Source organism: Streptomyces sp. BYX5S (assembly GCF_054724165.1).
The window spans coordinates 1,672,771-1,688,650 of record NZ_CM138829.1; the positions used below are offsets into that span (position 1 = coordinate 1,672,771).

At 73.2% G+C, this 15,880-nt stretch carries 15 protein-coding genes; 7 read left to right on the forward strand and 8 right to left on the reverse strand.

Features of this window, described 5'->3' with window-relative positions; translation table 11 throughout:
- Window positions 1-59 precede the first annotated feature (59 nt).
- Window positions 60-1,433, forward strand: a complete 1,374-nt coding sequence (locus ACYBSK_RS07500) for an aminotransferase class V-fold PLP-dependent enzyme (RefSeq protein ID WP_460245569.1) — start codon at window positions 60-62, stop codon at window positions 1,431-1,433.
- On the opposite strand, the gene ACYBSK_RS07505 is transcribed toward ACYBSK_RS07500, so the two are convergent.
- The 7 genes from ACYBSK_RS07505 to ACYBSK_RS07535 all read right to left on the reverse strand — a co-directional run bounded on the left by ACYBSK_RS07505 (window position 1,385) and on the right by ACYBSK_RS07535 (window position 7,666).
- Window positions 1,385-2,596 (reverse strand): glycerate kinase family protein, encoded by a 1,212-nt coding sequence (locus tag ACYBSK_RS07505; protein WP_460245570.1) that lies wholly within the window; start codon window positions 2,594-2,596, stop codon window positions 1,385-1,387. The two genes, ACYBSK_RS07500 and ACYBSK_RS07505, sit on opposite strands and share 49 nt — an antisense overlap.
- Before the next feature lie 20 nt (window positions 2,597-2,616).
- Window positions 2,617-4,029 (reverse strand): SLC13 family permease, encoded by a 1,413-nt coding sequence (locus ACYBSK_RS07510; protein WP_460245571.1) that lies wholly within the window; start codon window positions 4,027-4,029, stop codon window positions 2,617-2,619.
- Between the two features lie 125 nt (window positions 4,030-4,154).
- Window positions 4,155-4,817, reverse strand: a complete 663-nt coding sequence (locus ACYBSK_RS07515) for a response regulator transcription factor (RefSeq protein ID WP_457476082.1) — start codon at window positions 4,815-4,817, stop codon at window positions 4,155-4,157.
- Window positions 4,814-6,355: a sensor histidine kinase gene (locus tag ACYBSK_RS07520; RefSeq protein ID WP_460245572.1), complete on the reverse strand. Its 1,542-nt coding sequence runs from the start codon at window positions 6,353-6,355 to the stop codon at window positions 4,814-4,816. The genes ACYBSK_RS07515 and ACYBSK_RS07520 overlap by 4 nt, the downstream gene beginning before the upstream one ends.
- Window positions 6,258-6,563, reverse strand: a complete 306-nt coding sequence (locus tag ACYBSK_RS07525; RefSeq protein WP_460245573.1) for a small secreted hydrophilic protein — start codon at window positions 6,561-6,563, stop codon at window positions 6,258-6,260. Before ACYBSK_RS07525 ends, ACYBSK_RS07520 begins: the two co-directional genes overlap by 98 nt.
- An 81-nt stretch (window positions 6,564-6,644) precedes the next feature.
- Entirely contained in the window at window positions 6,645-6,926 is a 282-nt protein-coding gene (locus tag ACYBSK_RS07530) for an Lrp/AsnC family transcriptional regulator (RefSeq protein WP_457476085.1), read from the reverse strand.
- The gene (locus ACYBSK_RS07535) at window positions 6,923-7,666 is read right to left on the reverse strand and encodes a rhomboid family intramembrane serine protease (RefSeq protein ID WP_460245574.1); all 744 of its coding nucleotides are present in this window, start codon (window positions 7,664-7,666) and stop codon (window positions 6,923-6,925) included. The genes ACYBSK_RS07530 and ACYBSK_RS07535 overlap by 4 nt, the downstream gene beginning before the upstream one ends.
- Before the next feature lie 118 nt (window positions 7,667-7,784).
- Between ACYBSK_RS07535 and ACYBSK_RS07540 the strand changes: the two genes are divergently transcribed.
- The 5 genes from ACYBSK_RS07540 (at window position 7,785) to ACYBSK_RS07560 (ending at window position 13,266) form a co-directional block, all read left to right on the forward strand.
- The gene (locus tag ACYBSK_RS07540; protein ID WP_009309707.1) at window positions 7,785-8,024 is read left to right on the forward strand and encodes a hypothetical protein; all 240 of its coding nucleotides are present in this window, start codon (window positions 7,785-7,787) and stop codon (window positions 8,022-8,024) included.
- A gap of 33 nt (window positions 8,025-8,057) precedes the next feature.
- A complete protein-coding gene (locus ACYBSK_RS07545) occupies window positions 8,058-9,416 on the forward strand; it encodes an NYN domain-containing protein (RefSeq protein WP_460245575.1) in 1,359 nt (452 codons plus the stop codon).
- Between the two features lie 313 nt (window positions 9,417-9,729).
- The gene (locus ACYBSK_RS07550; RefSeq protein ID WP_457476088.1) at window positions 9,730-10,755 is read left to right on the forward strand and encodes a C40 family peptidase; all 1,026 of its coding nucleotides are present in this window, start codon (window positions 9,730-9,732) and stop codon (window positions 10,753-10,755) included.
- Between the two features lie 244 nt (window positions 10,756-10,999).
- Window positions 11,000-12,025 carry a C40 family peptidase gene (locus tag ACYBSK_RS07555; RefSeq protein WP_460245576.1) on the forward strand — a complete coding sequence of 342 codons (1,026 nt, stop codon included), beginning with the start codon at window positions 11,000-11,002 and terminating at the stop codon, window positions 12,023-12,025.
- Between the two features lie 35 nt (window positions 12,026-12,060).
- The gene (locus ACYBSK_RS07560; protein ID WP_460245577.1) at window positions 12,061-13,266 is read left to right on the forward strand and encodes a hypothetical protein; all 1,206 of its coding nucleotides are present in this window, start codon (window positions 12,061-12,063) and stop codon (window positions 13,264-13,266) included.
- Between the two features lie 2 nt (window positions 13,267-13,268).
- Here the strand turns inward: ACYBSK_RS07560 and ACYBSK_RS07565 are convergent, their stop codons facing one another.
- On the reverse strand, window positions 13,269-14,510 hold the full coding sequence (locus tag ACYBSK_RS07565; protein ID WP_460245578.1) for a glycosyltransferase 87 family protein: 1,242 nt from the start codon (window positions 14,508-14,510) through the stop codon (window positions 13,269-13,271).
- 91 nt (window positions 14,511-14,601) lie between these two features.
- On the opposite strand from ACYBSK_RS07565, the gene ACYBSK_RS07570 reads away from it, so the two are divergent.
- Entirely contained in the window at window positions 14,602-15,753 is a 1,152-nt protein-coding gene (locus ACYBSK_RS07570) for a glycosyltransferase family 4 protein (protein ID WP_457476092.1), read from the forward strand.
- Window positions 15,754-15,880: the final 127 nt, after the last annotated feature.

Sequence of the window (15,880 nt, forward strand, 5' to 3'; positions counted from 1 at the left end):
GCCGTCTCCGCACGCGCTCCGGCATGGTCAATTCGCTTACCTCGCCAGGGAGTTCACCCATGTCCGTGTCCGTCGACGCCGCCGCCCGCACCGAGACCGTCGCCCCGCTCCCCGTCCTCGGCCGGGACGTCACCGTCCCGCTCGTCACCGGGGGCGAGGTCACCTACGCCGCCCTCGACTACGCCGCCAGCGCGCCCGCCCTCCAGCGCGTGTGGGACGACGTGGCCGCCTACGCGCCGTACTACGGCAGCGTGCACCGCGGCGCCGGCTACCTGTCGCAGCTGTCCACCGACCTGTTCGAGAACTCCCGGGCCGCCGTCGCGGAGTTCCTTGGCTGCCGCGCGGACGACCAGGTCGTCTTCACCCGCTCCACCACCGACTCGCTCAACCTGCTCGCCGCCGCGCTGCCCGCCGACTGCGAGGTGTTCGTCTTCGAGACCGAGCACCACGCCTCGCTGCTGCCGTGGCGCGACGCGCGGGTCAGCTACCTCAACGCCCCCCGCACGCCCGACGAGGCCGTCGCCACCCTGGAGCGGGCGCTCGCCGACCGCGAGCCGTACGGGCCCGCCCTCGTCTGCGTCACCGGTGCCTCCAACGTCACCGGTGAACTCTGGCCGGTGCGCGAGCTCGCGGCGGCCGCTCACGCGCACGGTGCCCGCATCGTGCTCGACGCCGCGCAGCTCGCGCCCCACCACCCGGTCTCCGTCCAGGACCTGGACGTCGACTGGGTCGCCTTCTCCGGGCACAAGCTGTACGCCCCGTTCGGCTCCGGTGTGCTCGCGGGCCGCTCCGACTGGCTGACGGCCGCCGAGCCGTACCTCGCCGGTGGCGGCGCCTCCAAGAAGGTCGCCCGGCGCCCGGACGGCGGCGTGGACGTCGAGTGGCAGACCACCGCCGCCCGCCACGAGGCCGGTTCGCCGAACGTCATCGGCGTGTACTCCATCGCCTCCGCCTGCAAGGCGCTCACCGAGGCCGGGTTCGACACCCTCGTCGCCCGCGAGCAGTACCTGATCCGCACGGTCCAGGAAGGGCTCGCTCAGGTGCCCGAGGTGAAGGTGCTGTCCCTGTTCGGGGACGAGGCGCCGCGCGTCGGTGTCCTGTCGTTCGTCGTCGAGGGCTGGAACTCCTCGCACTTCGCCGCCGCGCTCTCCGCCGAGTACGGCATCGGGGTCCGCGACGGCCTGTTCTGCGCCCACCCGCTGGTGCGCACGCTGCTCGGCTCCGACCCGCAGCAGCAGGGCGAGTGCGGGGCGCCGGAGGCCGCGCCGGGCGAGAAGTCGCTCAACGCCATCCGCGTCAGCTTCGGCGCCGGGACGCCGGACGAGCACGTGGAGCGGTTCGTGGCGGCCGTGAAGGAGCTCGTGCGGGACGGCGCCCGGTGGAACTACCGCACCGAGGACGGGCGCTGCGTGCCGGACACCGCGAGCGCCTGAATCGGCTGCCGTACCCCGGGCAGACGGCTGCCCAGCAGGATCATGCGCAGGGCCCGCTCGGTGGCGTCCGTGAGGAACTCGCCGCCCCGGCCCAGCGCCTCCGCGAGCGTCACCGGCGCGGGCAGGATCGAGCTGTAGGCGTCGACGCCGGTCGCCGTCACCGTGTGCGCGCCGTCGCCGATGGTGCCCGCGAGGGCGAGCACCGGGCGGCCGAACCGTTTGGCGCGGCGGGCCACTTCGGCGGGGACCTTGCCGCGCGGCGTCTGGTGGTCGAGGGCGCCCTCGGCGGTGACGACGAGGTCGGCGCGGGCGAGGCGGGCGTCCAGGTCGAGGTGGTCGAGGAGGACGTCGAAGCGGGGGAGGAGCCGGGCGCCGAGCGCGGCGAGGCCCGCGCCGAGCCCGCCGGAGGCGCCGGTGCCGGGCCCGGAGAAGAGGTCGGTCCGCACGTCCAGGTCCCGCGTCAGGACGTGCGCCCAGTGCTCCAGGGCCGCCGCCAACTGCTCGACCTGGGTGGGCGTCGCCCCCTTCTGCGGGCCGAAGACGCGGGCGACGCCGCGGTCCCCGCACAGCACGTTGAACGGATTGCACGCCACCCGGATCTCGGTGTCCTTCAGGCGCGGGTCGAGGCCGCTCGGGTCGATGCGGTCCAGGTGCAGCAGCTCCCGGCCGCCCAAAGGCAGTTGCATGCCGTAGGCGTCGAGCAGCCGGGCGCCGAGGGCTTGCAGCGCACCCGCGCCGCCGTCCGAGGTGCCGGAGTCGCCGCAGCCCACGAGGATCCGGCGGGCGCCCGCGTCGAGGGCCGCGCGGATCAGCTCGCCGACGCCGTACGTCGTCGTGGCGCCCGGGTCGCGCAGCTCGCGCGGAACGAGGGAGAGCCCGGCCACGGCCGCCATCTCGACGACCGCGGTGCCGTCCGGGAGCAGCGCGAAGTGGGTGCCGACGCGCTGTCCGACGGGGCCCGTGGCCGGCAGCGCGACCAGGCGCCCGCCGCCCTCGGCGGCCAGCGCGCGGGCCGTGCCCTCGCCGCCGTCCACCAGGGGGATGAGGTCGGTCTCGGCGTCCGGCACCACGCGGCGGACACCGGCGGCGATGGCCTCGGCGGCGGCGCCCGCGGACAGGGACTCCTTGAAGCCGCTGGGGGCGATGGCGAAACGGGTCAGCATCAGTGTCTCCAGAAGTGGGTTCAGCGGACGGGCACGCCGAGCAGCGGCCACAGGGTGAGTGCGCACAGCAGGACGGCGGCGGCCGTCAGCGGGGCCAGCACGGCGGAGAGCCGCAGCAGGTCGCGCGGGGTGTAGGTCGGGGTGCCGGGTATGTCGGCGAACAACGTCACCGGCTTCGCGGACGCGGGCAGCGTGTGGCAGAAGCCCGCGGCGGCGGTGGAGGCGAGGGCGGCGGCGACCGGGTTGACGCCCGCGCCGACGGCCGCCGCCACGACCAGCGGCACGAGCACCGAGGAGCGGGCCGACCGCGATTGCAGGATCAGGTGGGCGGCCGTGCTCACCGCGATCACCACGGCGAGGAACAGCCACGGCGGCACATCGAGCGGCACCCCGCCCACCAGCCACTTCGCCGCGCCGGACTCGGCGAGCGCGACGCCCATCGCCATCGTCGCCGCCATGAACAGCAGCAGCGACCACGGGACCGTACCGAGCGCGTCCTTCAGGCGTACGGTGCCGAGCGCGGGGGAGGCCGCGACCACGGCGCCGATCAACGCGACGACGGCGGGCGGCACTTGGTGCAGCGGCTCACTGCACCACAGGGCGACGACCGTGGCGAGCAGCAGGGCGCAGCGGGTCTCGGCCGGCTCCCACGGCCCGGTCACCGGCTTCTCGCTGTGCTCCTGGAGGTCCTCCATCGTGATCCGCACCGGGCCCGCGCGGTCGGCGCGCCGCGTCGTCGTCAGCAGCACGGCCTCCGCCGCGAGGTGGGACGAGGCGACGGCCAGCGGCAGCCCGAGCAGCAGCCACTGGGTGAAGCCGATCCGCTCGCCCGTGGCCTCCCACAGCACGGACACCGTGATGAGGTGCGCGCCCGCGCCGATCAGCGTGGCGACGGCCGACAGCAGGATGACCGTGGGGAAGAGCAGGGCCAGCATCACCACCAGCCGGCGCCGGTCGGCCAGTACCTTCGCCAGGGCCAGGAAGACGGGCAGCGCGAGCGCCGCGCGGCCCGAGGTGGCCGGGACCGCGAACGCGGTGACGACGAGCGCCGCCGTCGTCAGATGCGTCAACTGCCGTACGCTGCGCGCCCCGCTGACCAGGAACGCGGCGGCCCGGCCCGCGAGGCCGGTGCGGGCCACGGCGGCGGCGAGCACGAACGCGCAGATCAGCAGCCACACCGTCTCGTCGCCGAGGGTGCTGAACAGCGTGTCGCTGCTGATCACGCCCGTCGCCGTGAGCGCGAGGCCCGCGCCGAGCGCGATGTACGTGTCGTCGATCGACGTGCCGATCCACGCGCAGGTGGCGAGCGCGAACACGGCGAGGGTGAGCCGGGCGTCGCCGGTCAGGGCGGGGAAGTTGCCGGGAACCACGAGCAGCGCGCAGATGCTGAGGGCGATGCACAGCGTCACGCCGTCACGGAGTCTCAGGGTCACGCCGTTCAGCGTGGTGCGCCGCCGTGAGCCCTCAATGAGCTGCAAATGAAAGGAACTTCACCCAGTTCAAGCCCCGCCGGCGATTGAGGCGCGGGGCCCGGGGCAGAGCCCCGCGACCGCACCCCTCACTCCCGCAACCGGTACCCCACCCCCCGCACCGTCTCCACATGCCGCGCACCCAACTTCTTCCTCAGCGCCCGCACATACACGTCCACGATGTTCGACCCGGGATCGAAGTCGTACCCCCACACGTGGGACAGGATCTGCTCACGCGAGAGCACCTGCCCGGGGTGCCGCAGGAAGAGCTCCAGCAGCACGAACTCACGGGCCGTCAGGTCCACCGTCCGCCCCTCCGCCCGCGCCCGCCGCGTCCGCAGGTCGAGCGTGAGATCCCCGTTCCCCAGCATCGTCACCTCAGGCGTGCCGGAGGCGGTCCGCAGCCGCAGCCGGACCCGCGCGAGGAGTTCCTCGAAGCGGAAGGGCTTGGTCATCCAGTCGTCGGCGCCGCCCTCCAGGCCGGCCACCGTGTCCCGCACCGAGTCCCGCGCGGTCAGCACGATCACCGGCGTCGTCACCCGCGCCTCGCGCAGCTGCCGCAGCACCGTGAAACCGTCCCGCCCCGGCAGCCCGATGTCCAGCACGATCAGGTCGAAGCCGCCGGTCAGCGCGTAGTCGTGGGCCGTGTCGCCGTCCCCGACGACCGTCGTCGTGAAGCCGCCCGCGCGCAGCCCCTTCTCCACGAAGGAGGCGATGCGCTCCTCGTCCTCCACGATCAGGATGCGGTTCATCCCGGCTCCGTCCGGTCGAGTACGAGGGTGAAGGTGGCGCCACCGCCGTCGGTGCGGCTCAGTTCGGCCCGTCCGCCATGGCCCTGGGCGATGGCCTGGACGATCGCGAGGCCGAGCCCCGCGCCCGTACCGCGCGAGCCGCGCCGCGCGGTGCCGCGCCGGAACCGCTCGAAGATCACCGCGGCGTCCTGCTCGGTGACCCCGGGCCCGGCATCGGCCACGTACAGCTCGACGCGCTCGCGCTCGGGCCGGTCGCCGACGACCCGCGAGCCGATCCCTATGCGCTGCCCGGGGACCGTGTGCTGCACGGCGTTCTGCGCGAGCTGGACCATCGCCTGCGTGATCCGCTGCGGGTCGAGCTCCGCCTCGGCGTCGGCGACCTCGGTCAGCCGCCAGTCCCGCTCGCCGAGCGCCCGCGCCTTGACGAAGACGTCGGCGGTCAGCTCGGCGAGCTGCACCGGCTCCGGCGTCACGAAGTCCGGGCGCTCCGCCTTCGCGAGGAGCAGCAGGTCCTCGACGATGCGGCTCATCCGGTCCAGCTCCTCCATCACGATCCGCACGGTCTCCTCGCGCTCGCCCGGATCGTCGCCCATCAGCTCCAGATGGCCGCGGACGATCGTGATGGGCGTACGCAGCTCATGGCCCGCGTCGTCGACGAACTCGCGCTGCGCCGCGAACGCCCGCTCCAGGCGGTCCAGCATCCCGTTGAACGTCTCGGCGAGCGCGGCGATGTCGTCCCGGCCCTGTACCGGGATGCGCCGGGTGAGGTCCTGCTCGGTGAGCTGGGCCGCGGTCGTGCGCACCAGGCGGACGGGCCGCAGGATCCGGCCCGCGACCGCCCAGCCGATGCCGGTCGTCATCAGCAGCGCCACCCCGGAGATCGCGAGGAGCATGTGGAAGACGCCCTCCGCCTTGTCCCGCTCGCGCTCCGGGTGGAAGGCCACGACGAACGCCGCGGCGGGCCGCCCCGCGCCCGCCCCGATCTCCACCTTCGACCAGCGGACCACGCCCTCGGGCCGGTGCAGGGTGCCGGTGGCGTCGGCGGAGCCGAAGACGGCGCGCAGGCCCGCGGGGTCCCGGGCGAGCGGGTGGTCGACGCGTACCTCGCGGGACTGCTGCTTGCGGGCGGGGGTCCGGTCCGCGCCGCGGTCGACGAGGCCGAGCAGCTCCTCGTCCGGGTCGGCGTACTGCCGCTCCAGGTGCAGGTTGAGCAGCGGCTCCGCGTCGGTGAACCGCTTGCCGGTGCGCGGGTCGACGCCCTTGCGCACGAAGTTGGCGAACTCGCCGGTCTCCTGCGCGAGCAGCCGGTCGACGCGGTGGTCCACGTCGCGCAGCAGCACCGAGCGGGTGGTGGCGGCGACCGCGGTGAGCGCCGCCGTCATCACGACGAGCAGCCACAGCAGGATGCGGACCCGGGCGGACACCCACCGGGGCGCCGGCTCAGCCGTCGTCGCCCGGCCCGTCGTCGTCCGCGCCGCGGTCGTCGGCTCCGTCGTTGCCGTCGTCGTCCGAGTCGTCTGCGCCGGCCGTGCTGTCATCGGCAGAAGGGCTCTCGCTCACCGGTGGCGGGGACACCGTCTCGTCACTGGGCGTCGGGCGCGGCGACGGCGAGCCGCTCTCCAGCTCCACCTTCGGCGGCGACTTCGGGGGATCGGGGCTGTCGGTCAGGGCGTAACTGGTCGCCGCGATGCCGAGCGGGATCGCGACGACCGCGGCGAGGGCCGCCATGCGGTGGGAGAAGGCCATGGCAGCCAGGCTCGGCGGCGTACCCGGTCGTCTTCATGAGCCGCGGATGAAGAAACCTTCATACAGCCGCCGCGGAGGGTGCTACGCGTCGAGGCCGATCGCGAACGCCGCCTCCAGGTCGTGCTGCGAGTACGTGCGGAACGCGACGTGCGTGTCCGTGCCCTCGACGCCCTGGATCTTGCTGATCCTCCCGGGGATGACGTCCGCCAGATCGTCGTGGCGGGCGACCCGGACCATGGCGATCAGGTCGTAGGTACCGGTGACGGAGAAGACCTCGCTCACGTTGTCCAGGGCCGCGATCGACTCGGCGATCTCGGGGATCCGGTCCACGCTGGTCTTGATGAGCACGATCGCGGTGATCACGGCTGGCTGTCTCCCTCGGTGGCCGTGGCTGGGTTCGCCTCAACCTTAGCCCGGCTCCGATAGCGGGCCCACGCGTACAGGAAGCCGACCGAGAACCCCACGAGGTGCGCCAGATACGCCACCCCGGGCCCCTGGCTGTCCTGCCCCGCCGCCACCCACTGCAACGCCACCCAGAACGGCAGCACCACCCAGGCGGGGAAGCGCAGCGGCAGAAAGAAGAGGAAGGGGAAGACGCTCGTCACACGCGCTTCGGGGAACAAGTAGAGGAACGCCCCGAGGATCGCGGAGATCGCCCCCGAGGCGCCGACCAGGCTCTGGTCGGAGTCGGCGTGCGCGAGCGCGTACCCGAGGAGCGCCAGGTAGCCGCTGACCACATAGAAGAGGGCGTACGGGAGGCGGCCCATGCGTTCCTCGACCATGGCCCCGAAGACGTAGAGGAAGAGCATGTTGCCGAGCAGGTGCAGCCAGCTGCCGTGCACGAACAGGGCCGTGAGGGGGGTGAGCAGGGCCCGCGGCGACCCGTTCAGCAGTTCGTCGGGTACCACGCCCCAGCGTTCGAAGTAGGCGCTCTGCGCGGCCAGCAGCCGGTCGCCGGTGCCGTAGCCGGGGTTCAGACCCGAGGCGGGGGACAGCAGGAAGATCCCGCAACAGACCGCGATGATGCCGTACGTGACCGGAGCGGGGTGTCCTCTGAGGAATGCGGTCAGTCTGTCGATCGCGGAGCGCCCATTGCCGATCATGGACAGAGCATGACGCAAGGCGGGGAGCGGGCGGCGTACGGCAGGCCGTAGGGTTACGGGCAATAAAGCAAGCCGAGCACCACGCAACCCGCATGCATCTGGAAGAAGGCACTGCCCGATGACGGTTCCCCTGCCGACCGCCACCACCCGCTGGCGCTGCACCCTGTGCGGCAATCTCACGCGCTTCGACGTCACGCGGTCCTCGAAGGTCGTGGAGTACGTCCACCTGGACCTGGCCGGCGAGCCGAAGGTCGAGGAGCGCGAGGTGGTCAGTGAGACCATCGAGTCGGTGCGCTGCCGCTGGTGCAACGCGGTGGACCAGGTGGAACTCGTGGACAGGCCGGGCGCCGACTCCTGAGGAGCGGCCCCACATCGACTTTGGGGTGAACGGATGGTGGAGAGCACAGGCGCAGAGGCCGGGTCCCCCGACGAGGCCGCCGCCGAGGTGCTCGACCGTCCGCTGCCCGAGGGCGTACGGCGCCGGGTCGTGCAGATCGCGTCGGACGGCTTCGGCGGTCTGACCGTGGGCGAACTCCCGGCCCAGTTGCGGCAGTATGCCCGGTTCACCCCGACCCGCCGGATGAAGTTCGCCGGCAACGCCATGGCGGCCGCGCTGGAGAGCGACACGCTGTTCCGGCAGCGGATCGGCGAGCGCCTGCGGGACGCGCAGCCCGAGCTGTCGGGCGCCCTGGAGGCCGGTTCCCCGCCGCCCGCGGCCGACCCGCTCGACGTGGCCGCGGCCGCGTACGTGCTGCGGCCCGTCGGCTGGGTGAAACTCGTCGCCGCGGCGGGCGAGGACGCCGAGCGGGCCGACGCCGAGCGCGCCGACGACGAGGCCCGCGCCGAACTGGCGCGGCTGCGCGAGGAGCTGGCCGAGGCCAGGACCCATACGAAGACCGAGACGGAACGGTTGCGCGCCGAACTGGACACCGCCAAGCGCGAGGCCGCCGCCGCGGAGCGCAAGCTGCGGGCCGCGCTCAGCGACGTCAAGCGCGGCGAGGCCGCCGTGCGCAAGGCGAAGGCCGAGACCGACGCGGTGCGCGCCGAGGGACAGGCCCAGGTGTCCGCCGCGGAGAGCGAGACCCGGCGGCTCAAGTCCCGGCTCGGCGAGGCGGAGGCGGCCCTGGAGACCTCCCGCCGCGCCGCCCGCGAAGGGCGCAGCATCGAGGACATGCGGGTGCGCCTGCTGCTCGACACGGTCCTGGACGCGGCCCAGGGGCTGCGCAGGGAGCTGGCGCTGCCGCCCGTGTCCACCCGGCCCGCCGACTCCGTGGACGCCGTGGAGCCGGGGAAGATGACGCCGAAGGACATCGCGGCGCGCGCCCTGCACGAGCACGACCCGGCGATCCTCGACCAGTTGCTGGCGCTGCCGCAGGCCCACCTCGTGGTCGACGGCTACAACGTCACGAAGACCGGGTATCCGCAGATGCCGCTGGAGAAGCAGCGGCTGCGGCTGCTCGGCTCCCTGTCGCAGCTCGCCGCGCAGACCGGCGCCGAGGTGACCTGTGTCTTCGACGGGGCGGAGCTCGCCGCGCCGGTGCTGCTCGCGCCGCCGCGCGGGGTGCGGGTGCTGTTCTCCAAGCCGGGGATCACGGCGGACGAGCTGATCCGTCAGCTGGTGCGCGCCGAGCCGTCCGGGCGGCCCGTCATCGTCGTGTCGACCGACCGGGAGGTCGCGGACGGCATCGCGAAGGCGGGGGCGCGGCCGGTCGCCTCCGTCGTGTTGTTGAAGAGGCTCTCACGCGGCTGACGGTTCCTCCGATGAGCCCACTAAACGGCTTCGAGTTACCTATGTCACACCCGCAACATCCGTGTCGTATGCCCGAATTGGCGAAACCTTCACGCAACGTAGCGTCAAGCTGGCATCACTGCATGTGAGTTGAGTGCAAAGAATGCAGCGAGTGGCTCAGTTTTTTCTCTGAGGGATTTGAACTGATCACGAAGAGGTCACTAGGGTCACGCTCGAACCTCCGCTCGGGTGATCACCTACAAGGGGTGACGGTGGAGGGTCACCGCCCGCCGGCGTATCGGTAGGCGGCTGGAGGAAGAAGGAGCTCGCCTTCGTGGCGTCCCACCGTCGACCCAAGCAGCCGAACCGCACGCGCGTGACCGTGCTCACCGCGACCGCCGCCGCTGCCGTGGCCCTCACCTCTCAGGCTGCCAACGCCGCACCCAACCCCAGCAAGAGCGAAGTCAAGGCCAAGGTCGACAAGCTCTACGAAGAGGCCGGTGTCGCCACCGACCACTACAACGGGGCCAAGGAGAAGCAGAAGAAGCTCGAGACGGAGATCGGCGACCTCCAGGACAAGGTCGCCCGCGGCCAGGAGGACCTCAACGAGCTGCGCTCCGGCCTCGGTTCGCTCGCCGGTCAGCAGTACCGCAGCGGTGGCATCGACCCCTCGGTCCAGCTCTTCCTCTCGTCCGACCCGGACAGCTACCTCGACAAGGCCTCCACGCTGGACGCGCTCAGCGCCCAGCAGCTGGAGTCGCTGAAGAAGGTCCAGGAGAAGCAGCGCACGCTCGCCCAGGAGCGCGCAGAGGCCTCCCAGAAGCTCAAGGACCTCGCCGACACCCGCACCGAGCTCGGCAAGAAGAAGTCCGAGGTCCAGGACAAGCTCGCCGAGGCCCGCAAGCTGCTCAACACGCTGACCGCCGAGGAGCGGGCCAAGATGGCCGCCGAGGAGCAGCGCGCCAGCCGCGACGCCGCCGGCCGGGTCGACCTCGGCAACGACGTGCCCGCCTCGGGCCGCGCCTCCGCCGCCCTCAGCGCCGCCGCCACCCAGATAGGCAAGCCCTACGTCTCCGGCGGCTCGGGCCCCAACTCCTACGACTGCTCGGGCCTGACGCAGTGGGCGTACGCGCAGGCCGGTGTCTCCATAACCCGGACCACGTACACGCAGATCAACGAGGGCACCGCGGTGGCCAGGAGCCAGCTCAAGCCCGGCGACCTGGTGTTCTTCAACAACACCGCGCACGTGGGCCTCTACGCGGGCAACAACCAGGTGCTGCACGCCCCGAAGCCGGGTGCCAACGTGCGCTACGAGTCGATGGACACGGTCGGTCCGTACCAGACCGCCCGCCGCATCTGACCCTCCGGCCGCACCGGAGGGCCCGCTCGGCCGCCTCTCAACGCGCCCTGGAAACGCGCCCGTTCGGGCGAATTCCCGCGTCTCGCGCTGACCCCCGCGCCCCGCCCATGACCTGCGTCGTAGGCGGGGCGCCGCGCTGCGTGCCCCCTGAACCTTCGTTGGTGAGGGGGTGGTCGCCCGACTACTGTCGGCGCGCATTCCCCCGATCAAGGGGGTCCGTCAGCGCAAGGGAGAGCGGCTACCCGTGGGTTCCCATCGCCGTACCGCGCACTCCGGTTCCGACCGGAGTACGCGCGCAACTGTTCTGACCGTGGCCGTGGCATCCGCGGCGGCCGCCCTCGGCGCCGTCCCCGCGAGCGCCGCGCCACAGGACAGGCCGGCCGACACCAAGGCCGAGGTGGACCGCCTGTACGAGCAGGCGGAGCAGGCCACCGAGGCGTTCAACCGGGCGGACGAGCGCGCGGACCAGCTCCGTGAGCAACTCGCCGACACCCAGGACCAGGTGGCCCGCGGCCAGCAGCGGATCAACGCGATGCGGCAGGCGCTCGGCACCCTGGCCGGCGCCCAGTACCGCTCCGGCGGCGTGGATCCCTCGCTCGCCCTGATGCTCTCCTCCGACCCGGACGGCTACCTCGACCGGGCCGGCACCCTCGACCGGATCAGCGCCCGGCACGCGGGCGAGCTGGCCGAACTGCGGGGCGCCCAGCGCGACCTGGACCAGCGGCGCGCCGAGGCGCGCGGCAAGCTCGTCCAGCTCGACGCCAACCGCAAGGCCGTCCAGCGGCACAAGCACACCGTCGAGAAGAAGCTGGCCAAGGCCCGCAAGCTGCTCAACACGCTGACCGCCGAGGAGCGCTCCGAGTACGACCGGGCCTCGCGCGCCGAGTCCCGCCCCGACCTGTCGGGTTCGGGACCCGCCTCCTCCGACCGGGCGGCCGCCGCGCTCGCCGCCGCCCAGTCGGCGCTCGGCAAGCCCTACGTCTGGGGTGCCACGGGCCCCTCCGGCTTCGACTGCTCCGGCCTCATGCAGTGGTCGTACAGGCAGGCGGGCGTCGGACTGCCGCGCACCTCGCAGGCGCAGGCGGGCGCGGGCCAGCGCGTGCCGCTGTCCGCCGCGCGGCCCGGCGACCTCGTCGCGTACGGCTCCGACGCGCACCACATCGGCATCTACGCCGGAAACGGCCAGGTGATCCACGCCCCGTACCCGGGCGCCCCGGTGCGCTACGACCCGGTCGGCATGATGCCCGTCTCCTCCGTGACCCGCGTCTGACGCCACGGACGCCGGTTCACCGTACGATCGGAAAGATGGCTGGTCGACGGGGTGTGCTGGGCAGGGCCGGGGGTGCGGTGGCACTGACCGCCCTGCTCGGCGGGCTGCTCTCCGGCTGCGGCGCGGCCGACGAGCCGCTCGGCGCCGACGCGTCCGCCGTGCAGCGGGTCCTCGACCGCAGGGCCGACGCCGTCCTCACCCGCGACGGGCCCGCCTACCGGGCCACCGGCAGCGCGGAGCCGGACCTGCTCGACGACCTCGCCGAGGTGCCGCTCGACTCCTGGCAGTACCGGCTCACCCACGTCGAGCGAGCCGGGAACCGGGCCACCGCCACCGCCGAACTGCGCTACCGCGTCGACGGCTACGACAAGGCCCCCGTCGTCGCCCGCCGGGCGCTGACCCTCGGCCACGGCGACAAGGGCTGGTACGTCACCGGGGACCGGCCCGCCGCGAAGTCCGGCGAGCAGCTGTGGGAACAGGGCCCGGTGGTCGCGGTGCGAGGCGCCCACAGCCTGGTGCTCGGCGTCGGCAAACCCCGCTCCGAACTGCGCTCCTACGCGGACCTCGCCGACGACGCCGTGCCCGCGGTGCGGCGCGCGTGGGGCGACGACTGGGCGCGCCGGGTCGTCGTCCTCGTCCCCGAGTCCCTCGACGAGATGGGCGAGCTGCTGGGCGCGCCCGCCGCCGGCTACCAGGGGATCGCCGCCGTCACGACCGGCGAGGCGGGCGGACCGCGGACGGCGCCCGCGGACCGGGTGATCCTCAACCCCGAGGCGTACGGCGTGCTCGGCGAGGTCGGCAAGCAGGTCGTCCTCACCCACGAGACGGCGCACGTCGCCACGCGCCGCGCGACCTCCGCCGCCACCCCCCTGTGGCTCTCCGAGGGGTACGCGGACTGGGCGGGCTACCGGGAGAGCGACCGCACCCCGCGGCAGGCCGCGCCGGAACTGCGCCGCGCGGTCCTCCAGGGCAAGGCCCCCGCCGAACTCCCCGAGGACGCGGACTTCGGCTTCGCCGGCGACTCCGCCAAGCTCGCCCGTGCGTACGAGAGCGGCTGGCTGGCCTGCCGGATGATCGTCGACCGGTGGGGCGCGGCCAAGCTCAACGCCTTCTACGCGGAGGTGGGCGGGCGGGACAAGCGGGCCGGGGCCGTCGACGGGGCGTTGCAGCAGGTGCTCGGCATCGACGAGCGGGACTTCGTGGCGCGGTGGCGCCAGTACGTACGGGCCGAGCTGGGCTGACGTCAGGACGCGGCGACCGTGTCGTCGCGCGAGGCGGGGGCGGTGAGCGGGCCGGATTCGGTGCGGCGGGGCTCGGTGACCGTGGCGCGCCACAGGCGGCGGCAGGCGCTGAGGGAGGCGACGACCAGCAGGCCGTTGCGCAGGACCAGGAGCGTGACGCCGAGCGGGTCGCTGGCCACCACGTTGCCGAAGTAGAGCGGGAACTCCAGGAACGTCAGGGCCGTCGCCGCGAGCACCAGCCACACCGGCAGCGTCATCCGGCTCTCCCGGTACAGCAGACACACGGCCGCCACACCCACCAGCCACACCATGTACTGCGGGCTGATCACCCGGCTCGTCGTCGTGAACAGCAGCACCGCCGTCAGGCCCGCGTCGGCGAGCGTCGAGGACTGCCACGCGCGCGCCCTGCACCGCCACAGCACCAGCCAGCCGAAGGCGAGCGCCGTGAGCACCTGGGCGAGGGCGCTGACCACGTTCACGTACGGGCCGAGGAACTCCACCGAGCCGTAATTCAGCTGCACCGTGCCGTTCCAGCCGAACTGGCGCGCCACGTGGAAGACCAGCGAGCCGAGCGATTCGACCTCCGTGCCGCGGTCCCGCTGGAACGTGAGGAAGGCGAGCGCGCCGGGCATCGCGGCCGAGAAGACGACGAGCAGCCCGCCCGCCGTCAGCGCGGCGGTGCCCCACGTCTGGCGGGTCGCGCGCCCGCGCCGGGTACCGAGCAGCAGCAGCGCGGGCCACACCTTCACCATCGCGCCGATCGCCGCGAAGACGCCCGCGGCCTTCGGGTGCCGGGCCGCCGCGAGCAGCGCGGCGATCGCGACGGCCGTCACCATCACGTCGTAGCGCGCGTAGACGGTCTGGCCGAGCAGGGGCAGACCGACGACCCACACCCAGGTGCCGCGCCGGGCCCCGCCCCGCCGTTCGGACGCGTGCAGGAGCATCAGCAGGACGACGGCGTCCGCCAGGAACGCGAGCAGGAAGAACGCCGAGGCGTAACCGAGGAAGGGCAGCAGCGCGGGGGAGAGGATCGCCATCGCGGCGGCCGGTGGGTACTGCCACGTCACGTCGTCCAGAGGAAACGTTCCGGTGCGCAGGATCTCGAACCAGCCGTGGTAGATCACGGAGACGTCGCTGGTGACGTCGGGTCCCGGGACCACGATCACCTTGAAGACGCACAGCAGGAGCAGCGCCCGGGTCAGTACCCAGACGATCAGGAGTCCGGCGGGATTTCGCGACTTCATTCGAGACATGATGCCGGGAATCCCTGTGGCCTGGCCATGCACCCCGCGGCGCGGCGGCCCGCGCGGGACCGGTTCGGTACTGTCGGCGGTGATGCGCCAGACACCGAAGACACTGCTCGTGACGAACGACTTTCCGCCGCGCCCGGGGGGAATCCAGGCATTCCTGCACAACATGGCGCTGCGCCTGGACCCGGAGCGGCTCGTCGTCTACGCCTCCACGTGGAAGCGCAGCCGGGAGGGCATCGAGGCCACGGCCGCCTTCGACGCCGAGCAGCCCTTCACCGTCGTACGGGACAGCACGACGATGCTGCTGCCGACGCCCGGCGTGACCCGGCGCGCGGCCGGTCTGCTGCGTGCGCACGGCTGTACGTCGGTGTGGTTCGGGGCGGCCGCGCCGCTCGGCCTCATGGCGCCCGCGCTGCGCAGGGCGGGCGCGGAGCGGATCGTCGCGACGACGCACGGGCACGAGGCGGGCTGGGCGCAACTCCCCGCCTCCCGGCAGCTGCTGCGGCGGATCGGCGAGGGCACGGACACCATCACGTACCTCGGCGAATACACGCGCTCGCGGATCGCGGCGGCGCTCACGCCCGCGGCGGCGGGGCGGATGGAACAGCTCCCGCCGGGGGTCGACGAGAAGACGTTCCACCCGGGGTCGGGCGGGGACGCGGTGCGGGCGCGGCTGGGCCTGAGCGAGCGTCCGGTGGTCGTGTGCGTCTCGCGGCTGGTCCCGCGCAAGGGCCAGGACACGCTGATCCTCGCCATGCCCAAGATCCTGGCGGCCGTGCCGGACGCGGTGCTGCTGATCGTCGGCGGCGGGCCGTATGAGAAGGACCTGCGCAGGCTGGCGCGGGAGACCGGGGTCGCGGACTCCGTGCGCTTCACGGGATCCGTGCCGTGGGAGGAACTGCCCGCGCACTACGGGGCGGGGGACGTCTTCGCGATGCCGTGCCGTACGCGGCGGGGCGGGCTGGACGTCGAGGGCCTCGGCATCGTCTACCTGGAGGCCTCCGCGACGGGGCTGCCGGTGGTCGCGGGGGACTCCGGCGGGGCGCCGGACGCGGTGCTCGACGGCGAGACGGGGTGGGTCGTCCGGGGCGGTTCGGAGTCGGAGTCCGCGGACCGCATCGTGACGCTCCTTCAGGACCCGGAACTGCGCCGCCGGATGGGGGAGCGGGGGCGGGAGTGGGTCGAGGAGAAGTGGCGCTGGGACCTGCTGGCGGAGCGCTTGCGGGGGCTGCTGTAGCGGGGCGGCGGGGCGACATTGAGCCCCGCCGGCGATTGAGGCGCGGGGTCCGGGGCGGAGCCCCGTGACGTGGGCGAACAACCGTCGCACCACGAAAACCGCCGCGGCGCGCAGGAAACGCGCCGCG